General features: G+C 70.6%; 15 protein-coding genes. 4 read left to right on the forward strand and 11 right to left on the reverse strand.

What is annotated here, in order from left to right:
* Positions 1-6: 6 nt before the first annotated feature.
* From V1227_RS18540 to V1227_RS18555, 4 genes are read right to left on the reverse strand one after another with little or no spacing between them, the layout of a single operon-like run.
* Positions 7-1,215 carry an ArsA family ATPase gene (locus tag V1227_RS18540; RefSeq protein ID WP_329793824.1) on the reverse strand — a complete coding sequence of 403 codons (1,209 nt, stop codon included), beginning with the start codon at positions 1,213-1,215 and terminating at the stop codon, positions 7-9.
* Positions 1,212-1,652 carry an SRPBCC family protein gene (locus V1227_RS18545; protein WP_329793825.1) on the reverse strand — a complete coding sequence of 147 codons (441 nt, stop codon included), beginning with the start codon at positions 1,650-1,652 and terminating at the stop codon, positions 1,212-1,214. The genes V1227_RS18540 and V1227_RS18545 overlap by 4 nt, the downstream gene beginning before the upstream one ends.
* A 23-nt stretch (positions 1,653-1,675) precedes the next feature.
* Positions 1,676-2,464 (reverse strand): metallophosphoesterase family protein, encoded by a 789-nt coding sequence (locus tag V1227_RS18550; RefSeq protein ID WP_329793826.1) that lies wholly within the window; start codon positions 2,462-2,464, stop codon positions 1,676-1,678.
* Between the two features lie 30 nt (positions 2,465-2,494).
* A complete protein-coding gene (locus V1227_RS18555; protein ID WP_329793827.1) occupies positions 2,495-2,875 on the reverse strand; it encodes a polyketide cyclase / dehydrase and lipid transport in 381 nt (126 codons plus the stop codon).
* 98 nt (positions 2,876-2,973) lie between these two features.
* Here V1227_RS18555 and V1227_RS18560 point away from each other — a divergent pair, with 98 nt between their 5' ends.
* Positions 2,974-4,770 carry an AMP-dependent synthetase/ligase gene (locus V1227_RS18560; RefSeq protein ID WP_329793828.1) on the forward strand — a complete coding sequence of 599 codons (1,797 nt, stop codon included), beginning with the start codon at positions 2,974-2,976 and terminating at the stop codon, positions 4,768-4,770.
* A 250-nt stretch (positions 4,771-5,020) separates the two neighbouring features.
* Positions 5,021-7,879 (forward strand): AfsR/SARP family transcriptional regulator, encoded by a 2,859-nt coding sequence (locus V1227_RS18565; RefSeq protein WP_329793829.1) that lies wholly within the window; start codon positions 5,021-5,023, stop codon positions 7,877-7,879.
* A gap of 131 nt (positions 7,880-8,010) precedes the next feature.
* Here the strand turns inward: V1227_RS18565 and V1227_RS18570 are convergent, their stop codons facing one another.
* The 4 genes from V1227_RS18570 to V1227_RS18585 all read right to left on the reverse strand — a co-directional run bounded on the left by V1227_RS18570 (position 8,011) and on the right by V1227_RS18585 (position 12,316).
* The gene (locus tag V1227_RS18570; protein WP_329793830.1) at positions 8,011-9,114 is read right to left on the reverse strand and encodes a glycosyltransferase family 4 protein; all 1,104 of its coding nucleotides are present in this window, start codon (positions 9,112-9,114) and stop codon (positions 8,011-8,013) included.
* A 10-nt stretch (positions 9,115-9,124) separates the two neighbouring features.
* Positions 9,125-9,892: a basic secretory protein-like protein gene (locus V1227_RS18575; protein WP_329793831.1), complete on the reverse strand. Its 768-nt coding sequence runs from the start codon at positions 9,890-9,892 to the stop codon at positions 9,125-9,127.
* A 10-nt stretch (positions 9,893-9,902) separates the two neighbouring features.
* Positions 9,903-10,907, reverse strand: coding sequence for a C40 family peptidase (locus tag V1227_RS18580; RefSeq protein ID WP_329793832.1), 1,005 nt, complete (start codon positions 10,905-10,907; stop codon positions 9,903-9,905).
* Positions 10,908-10,972: 65 nt separating this feature from the next.
* A complete protein-coding gene (locus V1227_RS18585) occupies positions 10,973-12,316 on the reverse strand; it encodes an NYN domain-containing protein (protein WP_329793833.1) in 1,344 nt (447 codons plus the stop codon).
* A gap of 183 nt (positions 12,317-12,499) precedes the next feature.
* On the opposite strand from V1227_RS18585, the gene V1227_RS18590 reads away from it, so the two are divergent.
* Together V1227_RS18590 and V1227_RS18595 are read left to right on the forward strand one after the other, a co-directional pair.
* Positions 12,500-14,200, forward strand: coding sequence for a DEDD exonuclease domain-containing protein (locus V1227_RS18590; protein ID WP_329793834.1), 1,701 nt, complete (start codon positions 12,500-12,502; stop codon positions 14,198-14,200).
* Between the two features lie 414 nt (positions 14,201-14,614).
* Positions 14,615-14,902: an Lrp/AsnC family transcriptional regulator gene (locus tag V1227_RS18595; protein ID WP_030465012.1), complete on the forward strand. Its 288-nt coding sequence runs from the start codon at positions 14,615-14,617 to the stop codon at positions 14,900-14,902.
* A 103-nt stretch (positions 14,903-15,005) separates the two neighbouring features.
* Here V1227_RS18595 and qcrB read toward each other — a convergent pair whose 3' ends face one another.
* From qcrB to qcrC, 3 genes are read right to left on the reverse strand one after another with little or no spacing between them, the layout of a single operon-like run.
* A complete protein-coding gene (gene qcrB / locus V1227_RS18600) occupies positions 15,006-16,670 on the reverse strand; it encodes a cytochrome bc1 complex cytochrome b subunit (protein ID WP_329794058.1) in 1,665 nt (554 codons plus the stop codon).
* A complete protein-coding gene (gene qcrA, locus V1227_RS18605; protein ID WP_236223464.1) occupies positions 16,667-17,794 on the reverse strand; it encodes a cytochrome bc1 complex Rieske iron-sulfur subunit in 1,128 nt (375 codons plus the stop codon). Before qcrA ends, qcrB begins: the two co-directional genes overlap by 4 nt.
* Positions 17,791-18,603 (reverse strand): cytochrome bc1 complex diheme cytochrome c subunit, encoded by an 813-nt coding sequence (gene qcrC, locus V1227_RS18610; RefSeq protein WP_090100804.1) that lies wholly within the window; start codon positions 18,601-18,603, stop codon positions 17,791-17,793. Before qcrC ends, qcrA begins: the two co-directional genes overlap by 4 nt.
* Positions 18,604-18,645: the final 42 nt, after the last annotated feature.

Here is an 18,645-nt window from a genome sequence, read left to right on the forward strand (position 1 = left end):
CCACGGTCAGCGCCAGAGGGACGGGTCGGGACGGAACTCCACCGTCACGCCGCCCGAATCCATCTCCGCACCGATGACGATGCAGCGCCTCAGCAACGACGGCAGCGCCACGAGGCGACGCCGGCCGTCGACGGTCAGGGCGAGGTCGTCGCCCACGCGTGCGAGGTCCAGGTCCGTGTCGTCGGACAACGGCAGTGCGATCCGCAGCGAGTACCGGGCGTCGAGCCCGCGCCCGCTGCCCGACACCTCGAGCAGCGACTCCGGCACCGCGGCACCGGGCAACGGGTCCTCGTCGCCGTAGAGCTGCGCGGCGACCTCCAGCAGTGCGGGGACGCCGACGGGTTCGGCCGCGCGGTGGTCAACCGTGCGGATCCCGCCGATCCCGGTCAGCTCGGCCAGCACCGCGTCCTGCTCCTGGCGGCGCGTGCGCAGCCAGGAGGCCGCCGCACCGCGCGCCGCACCCGGTGAGGGCACCAGCCGGTTCGCGATCACGCTGTCGACCCGGATCCCCTGCAGCGCCAGCGCCGTCAGGGTGCGGCGGGTCTCGGCGGCGACGACGCGCTCGGGGGTGAGCACCAGCCGCACCGAGCACGACCCGGAGTCGGCGAGCATCGAGCGCAGCGCGTCCAGCCGTTCGGCGAGCCTGCTCAACGCATCCGCCGTGGCGTCCCACTTCTCGACCGTGCCGGTGCCCGCGACCCCCGCGAGCAGTCCGCGCACGACGCGCCGGTGGGTCGGGAAGAGGCGTTCGAGGTAGCCGGCGAACGCCTCGGGCAGCGACAGCAGCCGCAGCGTCTCCGCGGTCGGCCCGCAGTCGACGACCACGACCTCCCACGGCCCGGACGACGCGAGCCGCCGCACCTCCGCGAGCGCGAGGAGCTCCTCGACACCCGGCAGGACCGTCAGCTCCTCGGCGTCGAGCTCGTCGACACCGGCGCCCGCGAGGACCGTCCGCAGGTGCCCGCGCAGCTCGCCCCACGCCTCGTCGACGAGACCGCGGGGGTCGATCTGGCAGGCGAACAAGCCGCCTGAGCCGTCCACTTCGGACGGTTCGGCGCCCAGGGGCACGTCGAGCGCGTCGCCCAGGGAGTGCGCGGGGTCGGTGGAGACCACGAGCGCCTTGCGGCCGTGCGCGGCCAGCGAGGCGGCCGTGGCGGCCGACAGCGTCGTCTTGCCGACCCCGCCCTTGCCGGTGAAGAGCAGGACCCGGCTCAAGCCGCCTTCTCCGCGCGCTTCTTGAGCTCCTTGAGCGCGGTGTCGAGGATCAGCTTCTCGGCCTTGCGGCGGAACAGGCCGATCATCGGGATCACGAGCTGCACCGACAGCGTGTAGGTGACCTTGGTGCCGGTGCCGGACGGCGCCAGCACGTAGCTGCCCTGCTGGGCCTTCTGCATGGTGCCCTTGACGAGCTCCCACTTCACCGACAGACCGTCGGGGGCCCAGTCGTACTTCAGGGTGTACTCGTCCTTGACGGGGCCCTGGTCGATCGCGAACCGCACCTGCTCGGCACGGCCGTCGGGGCGGGTGCCGAGGACCTCGACCTCCTTCATCCCGTTCGCCCAGTCCGGGTACGACGGGAAGTCCGCGATGATCGCCATGATCTTCTCAGGCGGAGCGTCGATGACGATGGACTGAGTGGACTCGTCGGCCATAGACGTGGAGGTTACTCGCGTGGCTACCAGTTCAGGACGTGAGGCTTGCCGCTGCGCTGGAAGTGGCCGACGTTGACGCACTCGGTGCGGCCGACGCGCACGCGCCTGGCCAGTGGCTGGTGCACGTGCCCGAAGACCGACCAGCGCGGACCTTCGCGGACGATCTTGTCCAGCGCGGCCCGCGAGCCCCATTCCGGGCGGCGCGCGACTACGTCGTACGTCAGTTCGGCGACCGACGGCGGGATGTGCGTGCACAGCACGTCGACCCGTCCCATCCGCTCCAGAGCGGCCGCCATGTCCTCCTCCGTGCGCAGGTACGGGTGCCACGGCGCGTTGGGGTTGCGGACCAGTCCGGGCACCATCAGCCCGCCACCCGCGAAGCCGAACCTCAGCCCGCCGATGTCGGTGGCCTCGCCGTCGAGCACGTGCACGCCCACCCCGGCGAACCGCGGCCACAGGTGCGGACTGTCCACATTGCCCGGTGTCGCGTACGTCGGCGCGGACATGGCGCTGAACAGCGCGTGGTACTGCTCCAGCACCGCTTCTTCCACGACGGAACGGGCGTCGGCGAGGCCGTCCCACAGCGACCGGATGTAGCTCGCCGTGTCCGCGCGCCGGGTGCCGCGGCGGAGCTCGGCGAAGACCCCGACCTTCTCCGGCCCGAAGACGCGCCCGAGGATGCCCTTGGAGTGGTCGTGGTAGTCGACGAAGTCGATCAGGTCGCCGAGCACGACGAGCGCGTCGGCCCCGTCACCGGCGCGCGCCAGCGCCTCCGCGTTGCCGTGCACATCCGAGACCACGTGAACCCGCACGGTTCCAACTTAGTTGACGACTTGGCAAGATCACCCCGCCGGCGGGCAGCCGGCGGGACGGCCGTCCTCCAGCGTCAGCTTCAGCCCCAGTGCGACGGACTTCGCGTCCAGCTGGCGGCGTTGCACCTCGCGGCGGGCGCCCCGCGGGGTGAGCGGCCCCGCGGCCGGATCAGCGCGGAGGAAGTAGTGCACGACGGTGCCGTCGAGCACGGGCTCGAGCCAGACCTCCATCGTGCCGACGAGCGCCCCGCCGACCGTCCAGCGCAGTCCCTCGTCGCCGCGGTTCGCGTAGACGTCCAGGTCCAGGTCCGGCCAGAACGCCCGCCACGACGCGGGCGAGGCGAAGGCGGCGGCGACCACACCGGGTGGTACCGCCAGGAAAGTCTCGTCGACGACGTCCACGCTGGCCATGAGGACAAAAGGTAACGGAAGGGCGTACCCACCTTTGTATCGCCGGAATCACACGCTAGGTTTCCCCACCAGTAACATTTCACCGTACGGAGGTTGACGTGCGCGAGTTCAGCGTCCCCGCCACCGCCGCTGTGGCTCCGGAGGAGAACCTCACCGACATGGTGTGGGCCAACGCGGAGCGCTTCGGCAACGCCGTCAGCTTCCGCAGGCAGGTCGACGGCACCTGGGTGGACATCACCGCGCGTGACTTCGCCGCGCAGGTGATGGCCGTCGCGAAGGGCATGGTCGCCGCCGGTCTGGAGCTCGGCGACCGGGTCGGGCTGGTGTCCAAAACGCGCTACGAGTGGTCGCTGCTCGACTTCGCCATCTGGGCGGCGGGCGGCGTCGTGGTGCCCATCTACGAGACGTCGTCGGCGGACCAGATCGAGTGGATCCTGTCCGACTCCGGCGCGAAGGCCGTGTTCGTCGAGGCCGCGCAGCACCGCGCGCTGGTCGACGAGGTCGTCGGCAAGCTCCCGGAGCTGCGCCACGTGTGGCAGGTCGAGGGCGGTGCCGCCGCGGTCGACGAGCTGACCGCGCTGGGCGCCGAGATCACCGACGAGCAGGTGCACGAGCGCCGAGCGCAGGCCAAGGCCGACCACACGGCCACGCTGGTCTACACGTCCGGCACGACCGGGCGCCCCAAGGGCTGCACGCTGACGCACCGCAACCTGCTGTCCGAGGTGCGGTCGGCGCTGTCGCGGTTCCCCGAGATCCTCACCGCGGGCAACTCGCTGCTGCTGTTCCTGCCGCTCGCGCACATCCTGGCGCGCGCCCTGGCGCTGGCGTGCGTCTACTCGCGCGTGACGCTGGGTCACACCGCGGACGTGAAGAACCTCGTCGAGGACCTCGGCCAGTTCCGCCCGACGTTCGTCGTCGCGGTGCCGCGCGTGTTCGAGAAGGTCTACAACGGCGCGAAGCAGAAGGCGCACGCCGGCGGCAAGGGCAAGATCTTCGACGCCGCCGAGGCGACGTCGGTCGCGTACAGCACCGCGCTCGACAACGGCGGTCCCGGCCTCGGGCTGCGGATCAAGCACACCGTGTTCGACAAGCTGGTGTTCTCGAAGCTGCGCGCCGCGCTCGGCGGCCGCGCGATGGCGGCCGTGTCGGGTGGTGCGCCGCTGGGTGCCCGCCTGTCGCACTTCTTCCGCGGCGCGGGCATCCCGGTCTACGAGGGCTACGGCCTGACCGAGACGTCGGCCGCGGCGTGCGTGACGTTCCCCGGCCAGGAGAAGGTCGGCACGGTCGGCCTGCCGGTGCCCGGCACGTCGGTGCGCATCGCCGAGGACGGCGAGATCCTCATCAAGGGCGACATCGTCTTCACCGGCTACTGGAACAACGAGGAGGCCACCAAGGAGGCCCTCGAGGACGGCTGGTTCCACACCGGTGACATCGGTGAGCTCGACGGCGACGGGTTCCTCAAGATCACGGGCCGCAAGAAGGAGATCATCGTCACCGCCGGTGGCAAGAACGTCTCCCCGGCGCAGCTCGAGGACCGGATCCGGGCGCACCCGCTGATCTCGCAGTGCATGGTCGTCGGCGACAAGCAGCCGTTCATCGGCGCGCTGATCACGATCGACCCGGAGTTCTTCCCGGCGTGGAAGGAGTCGCACGGCAAGCCGGCGTCGGCCGAGGTCCCCGACCTCGTCGAGGACCCGGACCTGCTGGCCGAGATCCAGGCCGTGGTGGACGACGCGAACAAGACGGTGTCCCAGGCGGAGGCCATCCGCAAGTTCCGGGTGCTGCCCGTCGACTTCACCGAGGCCGGTGGCGAGATGACGCCGTCGCTGAAGCTGAAGCGCTCCGTCGTGGCGACGACCTACGCGTCGGACATCGACGCGATCTACGCGAAGTAAGTGGTCTGAAGTACGCGAAAGGCCCAGGAGCTGAGAGAGAGCTCCTGGGCCTTTCGACCCCCAGCGATCGTGATCCGCGGAGAGCTCCGCAGAACCCGAGAAGTGTGTTGCCCCGGCCCCCCGACCGGGACATGAGGAAGATTGCCGTACGGCGCTGACGTATCGCTGACGCGCCGATGTCACTGCGCGACAGCGCGCCAATAGGCTGTCCGGCAGACGGGGATCATCCGGCTCGCGCGAGGGGAAAGCAATGGCTTCGGGTCCGCAGTTCCGGCTGCTCGGCCCGATGGAGGTGCGCCTGGACGGCTCCTCGGTGGTGCTCAGGGCGGGCAAGCACCGGGCGTTGCTGGCGGCGTTGCTGCTGCGGCCGAACCGCGTGGTGCCCGTGACGGAACTCGTCGGGCACGTGTGGGGGGACACCCCGCCCGCGCGCACACGGGGGACGTTGCAGACGTACGTCATGCGCCTGCGCGCGGCTCTGGGTGACCCGTCGTTGATCCAGACGGCCGCGGACGGCTACTGGATGCGGGTCGACCCCCTTGCCGTGGACGCCCACCTGTTCGCTGACGCGGCTGCTCGCGGACGTGCGGCTGCCTCGTCGTCCGACCTGGCCACGGCGCGGAAAGCGTTTGCTGAGGCGTTGGAGCTGTGGCGCGGGCCGGTGCTGTCGGACGTGCCGTCGGAGACGCTGTACTCCGAGTACGCGCCGCGGCTCACCGAGCTGCTGATGACGGTGCACGAGCGGCGGGTCGACGTGGAGCTGGCGCTCGGCAACCACGCGGACCTGGTGCCGGAGCTGTTCGCGCTGACGCGTGACCACCCGTTGCGCGAACGCTTCTGGGCTCAGCTGATGCTCGCGCTGTACCGCAGCAGCAGGCAGGCGGAGGCGCTGGAGGCGTTCCGGCAGCTCGACCGGACGCTGGACGAGCAGCTGGGCATCGACCCGTCCGCCGAGCTGCGGTCGTTGCACCAGGCGATCCTCGTGGGCTCGCCGGAGCTGGCGGCGCCGGTGGTCGCGCGCGAACCGGAACGCGCTCCGCCGTCCCCGATGCGGCTGCCGGACGACATCGCGGACTTCACGGGCCGCGACCGGCACGTCGAGCGGATCACCGAGCTGGTCACGGGGTCGGTGCCGATCGTGACGCTGGCGGGGCAGCCGGGGGTCGGCAAGACGACGCTGGCGGTGCACGTGGCGCACCTGTTGCGCGACCGGTTCCCGGACGGGCAGCTCTACGTCGACCTGCGCGGGTACTCGTCGGGACCGCCCGCGGAGGGGCTGGACGTGCTGTCGCGGTTCCTGCGCGCGCTCGGGGTGCCGCCGGACGAGATCCCGCCGGACCCCGACGAGCAGAGCACGATGCTGCGGTCGCTGCTCTCGGGGCGGCGGATGCTGCTGGTGCTCGACAACGCCTCCGCTCCGGACCAGGTGCGGCCGCTGCTGCCGGGGACGGCGTCGTGCCGGGTGGTCGTGACGTCCAGGGACGACCTGCGCGGCCTGATCGCCATGAACGGCGCCCGGACCGTGCCGGTGGACGTGTTCGACGCCGCGGAGTCGGCGTCGTTGCTGACGAGGCTGCTCGGCCCCGGCGACCACGCCGAGCTGGCCTCCCGCTGCGGCCACCTGCCGCTCGCGCTGCGGGTGGCGGCGGCCTACCTGGCGGGACGGGACGAGGTGACGATCACCGGCTCGCCGATCGAGCTGGCCTACGCCGCGCTGCCGCCCGCGCCGCAGCGGTTGTTCCGGCTGCTGTCGCTGGTGCCGGGACCGGACTTCACGCCGGAGGCCGCCTCGGCCCTGGCCGACGTCGACGCCGAGGGCCTGCTGACCGTGCTGGCGATCGCCGAGCTGGTCGTGCTCGCCGCCCCCGGCCGCTACCGCTTCCACGACGAGCTGATGCGCTACGCCGTCGCGTCGCGCGAGGAGAACGACAGCCCCGCCGAGCAGCAGAACGCCTGGAAAGCCCTGCTCAACCACTACATGCGCGGCGTCGAGCGCTGCGCGGAGCTGCTCTACCCCGGCATCGTGCGGCTGCCGTCGTCGGCGACGGGCCCGGCACCGCGCATCCCGGCCTCGGCCGACGCGCTGGCGTGGCTCGACGCGGAACGCCCGAACCTGATCGCCGCCATCCGGCACGCCGCCGACCACGGCCCCGCCGAGATGGCCTGGCAGCTCGCCGACGCCCTGCGCGGCTACCTGTGGATCGGCCACCACGTCGGCGAATGGCTCGCGACGGCGCACCACGGCCTGCAGGCGGCCCGGGCGTCCGGCCACCGCGCGGCCGAGGCCGCCATGCACACCAACTTCGGCACCCTCTACCTGCGGCTCGGCGACTACGCGCGGTCGGTGGAACACCACGAACACGCCCTGGAGCTGTACCGGGAGCTGGGCGACGGGGACGCCGAGGCGAGCGTGCTCAACAACCTCAGCCTCGTGCACCGCCGCTCAGGAGACCTCGTCGCCGCCAAGGAGGCCCTGGTCCGCTGCCTGGAGATGCTGCGCTCGGCGGAACTCGTCAGCACCGGCCTCTACAACCTGGGCCAGCTCGCCGTGGAACTGGGCGAGCTCGACGACGCCGTCGAGCACTTCTCGCAGGCGCTGGCGCTCGCACCGACCGCCGACAGCCACACCTACGTCGGCATGGCCCTGCGCCTGCAGGGTCGCCTGGACGAGGCGCGCGGCCACCTCGAACGCGCCCTCGCCATCGGCAACGTCCCCGCCGGCGAGGCCGAGGCCCTGGAGAACCTCGCCGCTCTCGAACTCGCCTCGGGTGACGCCCCGGCCGCCCTCACCCTGGCGACCCGTGCCCTGGCGCTCGTGGCCGACGGCGGCGATCCCCAGGTGGCGACGTCGTTGCGGATCACGCTCGGCGAGGTCCGCCGCGCGCTGTCCGACCCCGACGGCGCCGCGGAGCTGTTCGAGCAGGCGCTGGCGACGGCGCGGCGCATCGGGTACGCGTCCGGCGAGGTGCGGGCGCTGATCGGCCTGGCGGCGGTGTTGCGCGATCTCGGCCGTCCGGCCGACTCGGCGTCCGCTGCCGAGCAGGCGGTGCGCCGCGGCGCCGAACTCGGTCTGCGCGCCTTGGAGAACCAAGCCCGCGAGCTGATCTGAGCTCGACCGACGTCTACGACGTCAGCCGCGATGTCTCACAGATGACAACGTTGTCTTTGCTGCTCGATGTCACATACCGACCACATACGTACACGCGTCCCAGCGGCGATATATCGGATACGGGATATCAGTCAGCCGATGAGACCTTCGAGGCGCTGAGCGAGCTGGTCCCAGCGCCAGTGGTCGCTGACCCACTCCCGGCCGGCGCGGCCCATCTTGGCCGCCGTCCCGGGGTCGGCCAGCAGGGAGGCGATCCGCTCGGCGACGTTCTCGACGTCGCGGCCGTCGACGAGGTTGCCGGTGATGCCGTCGCGCACCGTCTCCGGCGCACCGCCGGAGCGTCCGGCCACCACGGGCAGTCCGGTCGCCGAGGCCTCCAGGTAGACGATGCCGAGGCCCTCGACGTCGAGGCCGCGACCACGCGTGCGGCAGGGCATCGCGAAGACATCGCCTGCGTTGTAGTGCGCGGGCAGTTCCTCCCACGGCACCGAACCGGTCAGCACGACGTCGCGCGACCCGGCGGCCAGCTTCTCGAGCGTCCCCCGGTACGGTCCGCCGCCCACGATCAGCAGGGCGGCGTCCGGCACCGTGCGCCGGATCAGCGGCAGCGCGCGGATCAGGACGTCCTGCCCCTTGCGCGGCACCAGGCGCGAGACGCACACGACCACCGGCCGGTCGCCCAGGCCGTACCGCTTCCGCATCTCCGCCCGAGCCGCGGGATCCGGCCGGTACAGCTCGGTGTCCACACCGGACGGAAGGTGTTCCAACGCCGCCATGGGCCCGAACGCCGCCGAGAACCGGGAGCGCGTGTAGCGGCTGACGTAGGTCACGACGTCCACACCGGATCCGATGGCGCGCAACGCCTGCCGTGCCACCGGCAACATCGACCAGCCCACCTCGTGCCCGTGCGTGCACGCGACAGCGCGGCTCAGCCCGAGCGACGGCGCCAGCAACGCCAGCGGAGCCGCCGCACCGAACCAGGAGGCCTCGCACGACTCGGCGCGGGCGATGTCCCGTGCGCGGGACAGGACGTCCGGCGTCGGCAGCATCAGCGACGTGGGGTGCCGCACCACCGGGAACGGCTGCTCGGCGTCGAACTCCCGCGCGCCCTTCCACTTCGGCGCGTACACGACGAGGGAGTCCGCGGGCAGCCGTGTCGCCAGAGCGTGCAGGTAGGACTGGATGCCACCGGGGCGGGGCGGGAAGTCGTTGGTCACCAGCAGGGTTCGGCGCACGGGCGCAACGCTATCCGATGCTCGTTTTCAAGAACTCACGCCAGCCCGCCACATCGGCCGCGCTCAGGTCCACCGCGGACCTCACCCCGTTGCGGAGGTAGAAGTCCACGACGCCGCGCTCCCCCAGCCCGGACTCCAGGTACACCATGATCGAGTACGCCTGCTGGTAGGCGAGGTCGCGGCCGGGTCCGCTGAAGTCGGTGGGCACCGCCGACACGTCCGAGGTGAGCAACGGCGCGGCTTGGCGCAGCGACAGCCCGAGCCCGTGGAACGCCACCCAGTCCGCGAAGCCCTCCACGAGCCACAGCGGCGCCGAGTCCGACGTCAGGTCGCGCGTCGCGACGTGCGTGATCTCATGCCGCAGCAGCACCTTCAGTTCCAGCTCCGACAGCGCCGAGGCCCGCGTCCGGTTGAGCACCACGCGCTGCCCGGCACCGTCGCGGATCGCGACGCCGGCCATGTCCGCGAACGCGGGCCCGACGAGCGACACCAGCTCGGCTTCCGTCGCCGGAACGACCACATCCGCCCGTCGCCCCCAAGAGATATCCAATATATCGGCCACGCTGCGCACCGATTCGTCGAGCAACGCCGCCACCCGCGAAGCGAGTTCGGCGTCGCAGGAACTGCTGGTCACAGTGCCCGACGAGACCGTCAGCACGGTCTCTTTGCAACGATCGGTTTCGGTCGAGCGCAACTCAACGGGCCGTGTTGCAACGGTGACGCCCAGCAGGAACGTCATGGCGACGGTGACCGCCAGCAACGTCCGGAGGTGCTTCACCGGCGCAACGCTAGCCCTCGATGCGCCGGATCACCGCGATGGGACCGATGGCGTCGATCGGTGCGATCTTCACCGGCTGGCCCTCGGTCGAGGCGTGCACGGCGCGCGTGTTGTCGACGGCCATGGCGACGTGCGAGCGGCTCGCGTAGTAGATGATCAGGTCGCCGCCGCGGACCTCGCTGCGCGACACGGCACGCCCGACCCCGGCCTGCCCGCCGGAGGTGCGCGGGATCGAGACCCTCGCCGCCGCGTACGCCTTCATCGTCAGCCCGGCGCAGTCCCACTGGTCGGGGCCGGTGGAGCCGTACCTGTAGTCGTCGCCGCGCTGCGCCAGCGCGAAGGTGAGGGCGAGGCCCGCGGTGCCGCCGGGCACGCTGATCGCCGACCGGTCACCCGGATCGCGCAGCTGCTGCACGACCGGCGCAGGCAGTCGCGTCAACGCCGACCGCACCTCCCCGATCTGCGCCTGCAGCGCCTGGTTGCGCCCGTCCAGATCGGCCTTCAGCTTCTCGGCCGCCGCGGTGGTCTCCGCGGCACGGGTGCGCGCGGTCTCCGCCACCTGGTGCGCCTGGCGGGCCTTCTCGACCGCGCCGGACAGCCGCGCGAGCGACTCCGCCCTGTCGGTGGCGAGGATCCGCATCATCTCCAGGCGGTTCAGGAAGTCCTGCTGCGAGTCCGCGACGAGCAGCGCCGAGAGCTGGTTGAACCGGGCGCCCTCGAACGACGCCTGGGTGATGAGGTCGACCTGCTGGCGGAAGTCGTCCTCGTCGCGCTTGGCCTGCCGCTCGATCTGCTGCGCCGCGGCCACCGTCGCGGTCGCGCGGTCGAGCTCGGCCTTGCGCTGCACCAGGTCCTCCTGCGCGCGCAGCACTTCCTCGTTGAGCTTCGTGGCCTGCGCTGTCAGATCGGCGTAGGCGCGTGCGGGATCAGCCGGCTGCGCCGCCAGGGACACGGCCGGCGTGGCCGGGAGCAGCAGGGCCAGAACCAGGAAACCACGGGTGAACTTGCGCGACATGAGGTCGCCGATCCCCCTCGCCAGAACAAGACCGTCAAGATCGACGGCGTCAGGCTACCGGGTGATCAAACGCGCCCGAGACGGGCCAGCAACACGGCGGACGGCACCGGGTGCGCGCCGCGGCGGCGCACCGAGTCCGCGACCGCACGATCCGACGTCACGACCACCACGGGGCGCCCCTCGGGCTCTGCCGTGACCAGCGCTCGGATCACGTCATCGGCCAGAACACCGGGATCGCTGAAAAGGACGCGCACGCCCCGAGGCGCCGCCGCGGGCACGGCCACGACACCGGCGCCGTCGAACACCAGCGTCACCTCGGCACCCGTGCGCGCCGCGAGCACCGCCAGCTGGTGCACGAGCCGATCGCGCTGGTCCGACAGCGACAGCTCCGGATAACCGGTCTTCGTGACGTTGTAGCCGTCGACCACCAGGTGCACCGCCGGCAACGCCAGCAGCCGGTCCAGCGCCGCCGGGTCCTCCACGCGGCCCACGGTCCCCTGCGACGCGCTGGCGCCGCGCACGAGGTCGGCCGGACGTGGTCCCGTGCCTCCCAGGGCGAGCTCGCGGCGCAGGCCCGTCACGGCACCGTCGAGGGTGTCGACGAGCAGCGCGAGCCGCACCTCGTCCGCTTGGCGGGCCTCGCGGGCGGACTGCCGCGCCACCTCGGCGTCCGCGATCGCCCGCTGTGCTTTGCCGCGCTCGGTCTCGGCCCGTTCGCGTTCGCGGTCGCGTTCGGCGGTCAGGCGCTTGACCTCGTCCGCGGTGCGCTGCCGGATCTTCTCGACCTCGGCGGCCGCGGCCGCGGCGGCGTCCTTGGCCTCGCGCAGCTTCACGCCCTGCTCGCGCAACCGCTTGCGCAGGCGTTCGAGCTCGACTTCGGCGTCCGCGCGGACGCGTTCGGCGGTGCCGTCGAGCTGGGTGCGTTCGGCCCTCAGCCGGTCCAGCTCGCCTTCCAGCCGTTCGGCGCGGAGCACGGCGGCGTCCCGCTCGGCCCGCAGCGTCGCGTCACCGACCCGCCGCGACACCAGTTCCACGTAGTGCGGGGCGACCTCGTCCCCGGTCAGCACCGCGGCCGCCGCGGCGGTCACCGGGTCCGGTGACGTCACCTCCAGCGTCGACGGCCTGTTCTTGCGCAGCCACTCGACCACCGCGGTGCGGAAGTTCGCCGAGTTCCGCAGGCCGGCCACGACCTGCGTGCCACCGAGCCTGGCGCGTTTGGTGGGGGCGAACTTCGCCACCGGCCGCAGGTGCTGGGGCACGTCGACCTTCGCCATCTCGCCCAGCGCGTCCGCGCCCAGCTCGGCGAGCCTCACCCGCAACGGCTCCGGCAGGGCCGACCAGTCCACAGTGGATTCACCTGCGGACTCACCTGCCTCGTCGGCAGGCTGGTCGAACTCTGGCTCGGGCATCGGGTCTGGCACCCCCACAGGCTAGAGCCCCGGCACTCGAGCAGCGCACGGACGTGTCCGCCCTTCGGAACAACGATCAGGCAAAGATCACCCGCACACCACTCCAATGGAGCAACCGCAGGTCGCGCTACCGCGAACGACCACCTCCGGAAATTGTCAGACCCCGTCGCTAACGTCGGCGCCGTGACCGGACAACTGTCCTTCGACGAGCTCGGGACGCCCCTGCGCGACACGACGTTCGTCGTCTTCGACCTGGAGACGACGGGAGGGAGCGCCGAGGAGGACGCGATCACCGAGATCGGCGCGGTGAAGGTGCGCGGCGGCCAAGTGCTCGGCGAGTTCGCGACGCTCGTCGACCCCGAACGCGGCATCCCGCCGATGGTGGCGCAGCTGACCGGGATCACGCAGCTGATGGTGACGGGCGCGCCGACGATCAAGACGGTGCTGCCCGCGTTCCTGGAGTTCGCGGCCGGGGCGGTGCTGGTGGCGCACAACTCGGGCTTCGACACCGGGTTCATGAAGGCGGCCTGCGAACGGCACGGCTACCGCTGGCCGAAGCCGTCGGTGGTCTGCACGGTCAAGCTCGCCCGGCGCGTCCTGAGCCGCGACGAGGCGCCGTCGTGCCGCCTGTCGGCGCTCTCCGACCTGTTCCACACGGAGACCAAACCGACGCACCGCGCGCTGGCCGACGCCCGCACGACCGTCGAGGTGCTGCACGCGCTGCTCGAACGCGTCGGCAACGTGGGCGTGCACTCCCTCGAAGAACTGCTCGCGTACCTGCCGGAGGTCACCCCCGAACAACGCCGCAAGCGCTCCCTGGCCGCGCACCTGCCCTCCACACCGGGTGTGTACCTGTTCCGCGGCCCGAAGGAGGAGGTGCTGTACGTCGGCACGGCGTCAGACCTGCGCCGCCGCGTCCGGCAGTACTTCACCGCCAGCGAAGGCAGGCGGAGGCTGCGCGAGATGGTCGCCCTCGCTGTGCGCGTCGACGCCGTGGAGTGCGCACACTCCCTGGAAGCCGAAGTGCGCGAGCTCCGCCTCTTACGCGCACACCGCCCCGCGTACAACCGGCGCTCGAAGAACCCGCACCACGCCTGGTGGCTGGTCCTGACAGACGAGCCGTTCCCGCGGATGTCGCTGGTGAAGACCCCGCGAGAGGGGGCCCTGGGCCCGTTCCGCACCAGGAAGGCGGCCGAGGCGGTGGCCGACGCCCTGCTCGACGCCGTACCCCTGCGCTCGTGCACGATCAAGATCCCGGCGACGAACCAGCGCGCCTCCCCCTGCGCCCTGGCCGAACTGGACCGCTGCAAGGCGCCGTGCGCGGGCCGGCAGACGGTCGAGGAGTACTCCCCCGCCGTGGTGGCGGTGCGCGATCTGGTCGTGGGCCGCAGCGCCGCACCCCTGCGCACCCTCGTCGATCAACTGGGTGACCTGGCCTCGGCCGAGCGCTTCGAGGAGGCCGCCCGCCGCCGCGACCGCCTGGCGGGCCTCGTCAGGTCCCTGGACCGCGCCCAGCGCCTGGCCGCCCTCGCCGCACTCCCCCAACTGGTCGCCGCCCGCCCCGACCGCGAAGGCGGCTGGGAGTTCTCGGTGGTCCGCTACGGCCGCTTGGCCTCCGCCGGTGTCGCCCGCCGCGGCACCCGCCCGATGCCGGTGGTCGACGCCCTCGTCGCCTCCGCCGAGACGGTCATCCCCACCCCCGGTCCGCTCCGGGGCGCGCCGCCGGAGGAGACCGGCGTGGTGCTGCGCTGGCTCGACCAGGCAGGCACCCGCCTGGTGTACGCCGACGAACCGTGGTCGTCCCCCGCCGGAGCCGCCGCGGCCTGGCTGCCGTGGGCGGAGCAGGCCGCAGGAGCCCGGCCCATCCACGACCGCTGGAACTGAACCGCACTCCCGACTGCCCTTTGCAACGGTTGTTTGCTGTGGAGTGAAAGCTGCCGTTGCAAGGCCTCGACGGCGTCGGCTCGCTTCGCTCTGGCACCTTTGCCGCCGTCGCGTTCAGCCATGGCCGAACCTGGCTCTCAATTTCATCGCCGCCCTCTCCGCACCCGTGCTCGGTCCCTCCTAAGCACGCCCTTATGCAAAAGACGTTTGCGGACGTCCGCAAACGTCTTTTGCATAAGGGGTGTTGATGCAGGTCAGGGCGGTGGTTGTAGCCGATATATCAGTCGGTTTGTCGACAAAGCGAGGGGGTCGGCTGTGCAACGGGCGAGGGGCGACGTCTTCACGCCGGTGATCAGCCGGTAGGGCAGACTACGGGTGCTTGAGACACCGGAGCCCAGACCCGAGGAGGACGCCGTGGTCACCGCCATCGTGCTGATCCAGGCCGCCGCCGAACGCATTCCCGAGGCCGCGCAGGAGATCGCCGACATCGACGGAGTCACCGAGGTGTACTCCTGCGCCGGTGACGTGGACCTGATCGCGCTGGTGCGCGTCAGCAAGCACGAGGACCTCGCCGCGCTGGTGCCCGGCAAGATCAGCAAGGTCGCCGGCGTGCTGAACACCGACACGCACATCGCGTTCCGCAGCTACTCGAAGCGCGATGACGAAGCCGCGTTCTCGATCGGTCTCGACGACGCCCAGTAGGAACGGCGAGCCGGCGGAGCAGCACGGCCACTGGCGAACACCCCGGACAGCGAAAGGCCCCCGTGGAAGTCCACGGGGGCCTTTCGGTGCTTCAAGCCGAAGATCAGGCCTTCGGGTCGGACGGCTTGCCCGCGAGCTGGCCGGCCGTGTCCTCCGCGCTGAGGCCTTCGGTCACGTTCCGCCGGCGGCGCGCGTTCTGCAACGCCACGGTCTCCTCGACCGGGTCCGGCGACCACGTGCTACCCGCGACCGGATGACCGGCCGAACCGAGCTTGTTCATCTTCTTCGGCACCGACGCACCCTGATACGCCAACGCGATCGGATGCCCGTGCTCGTCCACCGGGCCCAGCGGCTGGTGGACCTCGATGAACTCACCATGCGGCAAACGCTTGATGATGCCCGTCTCCACACCGTGCTCGAGCACCTCACGGTCACCACGCTGCAGGCCGATGCAGATCCGGTAGGAGATGAAATACGCCACCGGCGGCAGCACCAGCATGCCGATACGGCCCATCCACGTCGTCAAGTTCAACGAGATGTCGAACTGATAGGCGAAAATGTCGTTCGCACCCATCAGCAACAACACCATGAAGTACGTGATCGCCATCCACCCCAGCGACGTGCGCACCGGCACATCACGCGGACGCTGCAACAGGTTGTGATGCGCGTAGTCCTTGGTCATCCTGCGCTCGATCCACGGATACGCCGCCGCGATACCGGTCAGCAACGGCAACCCCAGGATGAACGGCAAAAACGGCGCCGGAATCGTGTAGTTGCCCAGGTAGAACTCCCACGCCGGCCAGATCCGCACCAGACCGTCGGTCCAGCCCATGTACCAGTCCGGCTGCGAACCCGCCGACACCTGCGCGGGGTTGTACGGGCCGATGTTCCAGATCGGGTTGATCTGGAACACCCCACCCATGACCGCGATCACACCCACCACGATCGCGAAGAACCCGCCACCCTTGGCCGCGAACACCGGCATGATCCGCACACCGACCACGTTGGTCTCCTTGCGGCCCACCCCCGGGAACTGCGTGTGCTTCTGATACCACACCAACGCCAGATGCGCCGCGATCAACCCCAGGATGATCGCCGGAATGATCAGGATGTGCGCGGTGTAGAGCATCGGAATGATGTCGGTGCCCGGGAACTCCCCGCCGAACATCAACCAGTTCAACCACGTACCGATCACCGGGAACGAGATCAGCAACGCCGCCATCACCCGCAGACCCGTACCCGACAACAGGTCATCGGGCAACGAGTAACCCAGGAAACCCTCGATCGCGCCCAGCATGAACAACACGATGCCGATGACCCAGTTGATCTCACGCGGCTTGCGGAACGCACCGGTGAAGAAGATCCGGAACATGTGCACCACGATCGCCGCCATGAACAGCAACGCCGCCCAGTGGTGCACCTGACGCACGAACAACCCACCACGGGTCTCGAACGAGATGTCCAGCGTGGACGCGAACGCCCGCGACATCTCGATCCCACGCAAGTTCTCGAACGCACCGTTGTAGGTGACCTCCGTCATCGACGGATCGAAGAACAACGCCAGATACGTACCCGACAACAACAACACGATGAAGCTGTACAACGCGATCTCACCGAGCAGAAACGACCAGTGCGTCGGAAAGACCTTGTTCAACTGCTTGCGCAACCCCGAGGCCGCGTGGAACCGCTCGTCGGCAGCGTTGGCCGCCGCCCCTGCGACGCGCGCGGCCGTCTTGGCCGGCTTCGTCGGCGTGGTGATGGCACTCATGACTTCCGCTCCCAGAACGCCGGACCCACAGCCTCGATGAAGTCGCTGCGGGCTACCAAGTAGCCGTCTTCGTCCACAGTGATCGGAAGCTGCGGCAGAGGACGGGTTGCCGGACCGAACCGCGGCTTGGCGTATTCGAAGACGTCGAACTGCGACTGGTGGCACGGGCAGAGCAGCAGACCGGTCTGCTGCTCGAACAGCGACGTCGGGCACCCGAGGTGCGTGCAGATCTTCGAGTACGCGTAGAGGTCGCCGTAGTTGAAGTCCTCCTGGCCCGCGCGCTTGGTGATCGCCTGGTTCGGGCGCATGCGGATGAGCATGACCGGGGCGTCGGCCCGCTTGAGGGCCGCGACCAGGGCGTGCTCGTCGTCGCGCTCGGACTCGCGGAACGGGAAGACGGTCTCGAAGCCGCCGGGCTCGACGTCCTCGGGACGCACGAGGGAGACCTCGTGGAAGTTGCCGGTGTGGCGGCGCAGGTAGACCTTCTCGCCCTTTTCGGCCTTCCAGCCGGTGTGCCACAGCGAGTTCTTGGTCTCGCTGTCCGAGTGCGGGTTCTTGACGAGCGCGCCCAGCGGAACGGCGGCGACGCCCAGACCCAGCACGCCGGCGCCGAGGCCCGCGGTGCGCTTGATCAGGCTGCGGCGCGCGATGCCGCTGCGGTCACCCGCGTCGGCGAGCTCCGCGACGAGGGTGGCGCGGTCGACCTGGGTCGACGGGCCGTCGTGGCGCTGCTGCACCGCGAGCTCGTCCGGCAGGAACTTCTTCGTGTAGAGCAGCGCGCCGACGCCCAGCCCCAGCACCGACAGGCCGAGGAACAGGCCGATCAGCGGGTTGTAGAGGTTGTGCAGGAAGTGCGCGGTCTCGTTCGACGGGGACTCGTACTCCCACGGCCAGAAGAGGAAAACGCCGAGGAAGGCGATGCCCGACAGCGCGGAGACGAGGAACCACGCGGCCACCGAACGCTGAGCGCGACGCTCCGCGCGGGTGCCGGCGACCGGGAACTTCTCCTCGTAGTGGACGAGCTCGACGCCGTCCATCTTCGTGCCGAGCCTGACCAGCTCGTCCCGGCTCATCTCCGCGAGCTCTGCCTCGCTGGGCAGCTCGACCGGCTTGTCGCCGCTCATGCCTTGGCTCCGATCCAGAGGGTCACGCCGATGAGCGCGGCGATGCCCACGATGAACGCGATCAAGCCCTCGGACACGGGTCCGAACCCGCCCAGGGCGTTTCCGCCGGAGTTGTTCTTTCCGTCGGTGACCGACTTGACGTACGCGATGATGTCTTTCTTCTCTTCCGGCGTGAGCTGCCGCTCGCCGAACTTCGGCATGTTCTGCGGGCCGCTCAGCATCGCCGTGTAGATCTGCTCCTCGCTCACCCCGTCGAGGGCAGGGGCGAACTTGCCGGAGGACAGCGCGCCACCACGACCCGTGAAGTTGTGGCAGCTGGCGCAGTTGAGGCGGAAGAGCTCGCCACCACGGGCGGGGTTGTCGCCGCGCAGGGCCTCACCGGACTCGGAGGGCTTCTTCGGGCCCTCGCCACCGTTCGCGGTGATGTAGGCCATCAGCGCGTTGACCTGCTCGGGGGAGAGCTTCGCGGGCTTGCGGATGGCCTGCGCCTCCTGCCGCGCCATGGGCATGCGGCCGGAGGAAGTCTGGAAGTAGACCGCGGCGTCACCGACGCCGACGAGGCTCGGCCCGCGGCCCTCGACACCCTCCAGGGAGCTGCCGTGGCAGCTCAGGCAGGTGTTCAGGTAGATCTGCTCACCCTGGCGGACCAGGGCGTCCTGCTGCTGCGCCTGGGCGGTCTGCGCCTGGGGCGCGAAGGCGGCGAACAGCATGCCGGCGCTCAGCAGGCCGAAGCCCAGCGCGAGCAGTCCGGCGACCCGGCGGCGCAGCTTGGTGCGGGCGCCGCGGGGGCGTTTCGTCGTGGTGGTCATGGTGTGCGGCAACCCTTGCTGTCAGTTCGGGAGCTCGTGGCT

The sequence above is a fragment of the Lentzea sp. DG1S-22 genome, assembly GCF_036321065.1.
GTDB classification, from domain to species: Bacteria; Actinomycetota; Actinomycetes; order Mycobacteriales; family Pseudonocardiaceae; genus Lentzea; species Lentzea jiangxiensis.

Excerpts from the sequence above, each read along its gene's own strand:
- V1227_RS18585 (WP_329793833.1), bottom strand. The coding sequence starts at position 12,316 with ATGCCCGAGCCAGAGTTCGACCAGCCTGCCGACGAGGCAGGTGAGTCC.
- V1227_RS18580 (WP_329793832.1), bottom strand. The coding sequence starts at position 10,907 with ATGTCGCGCAAGTTCACCCGTGGTTTCCTGGTTCTGGCCCTGCTGCTC.
- qcrB (WP_329794058.1), bottom strand. The coding sequence starts at position 16,670 with ATGAGTGCCATCACCACGCCGACGAAGCCGGCCAAGACGGCCGCGCGC.
- qcrA (WP_236223464.1), bottom strand. The coding sequence starts at position 17,794 with ATGAGCGGCGACAAGCCGGTCGAGCTGCCCAGCGAGGCAGAGCTCGCG.
- V1227_RS18565 (WP_329793829.1), top strand. The coding sequence starts at position 5,021 with ATGGCTTCGGGTCCGCAGTTCCGGCTGCTCGGCCCGATGGAGGTGCGC.
- V1227_RS18555 (WP_329793827.1), bottom strand. The coding sequence starts at position 2,875 with ATGGCCAGCGTGGACGTCGTCGACGAGACTTTCCTGGCGGTACCACCC.
- V1227_RS18545 (WP_329793825.1), bottom strand. The coding sequence starts at position 1,652 with ATGGCCGACGAGTCCACTCAGTCCATCGTCATCGACGCTCCGCCTGAG.
- qcrC (WP_090100804.1), bottom strand. The coding sequence starts at position 18,603 with ATGACCACCACGACGAAACGCCCCCGCGGCGCCCGCACCAAGCTGCGC.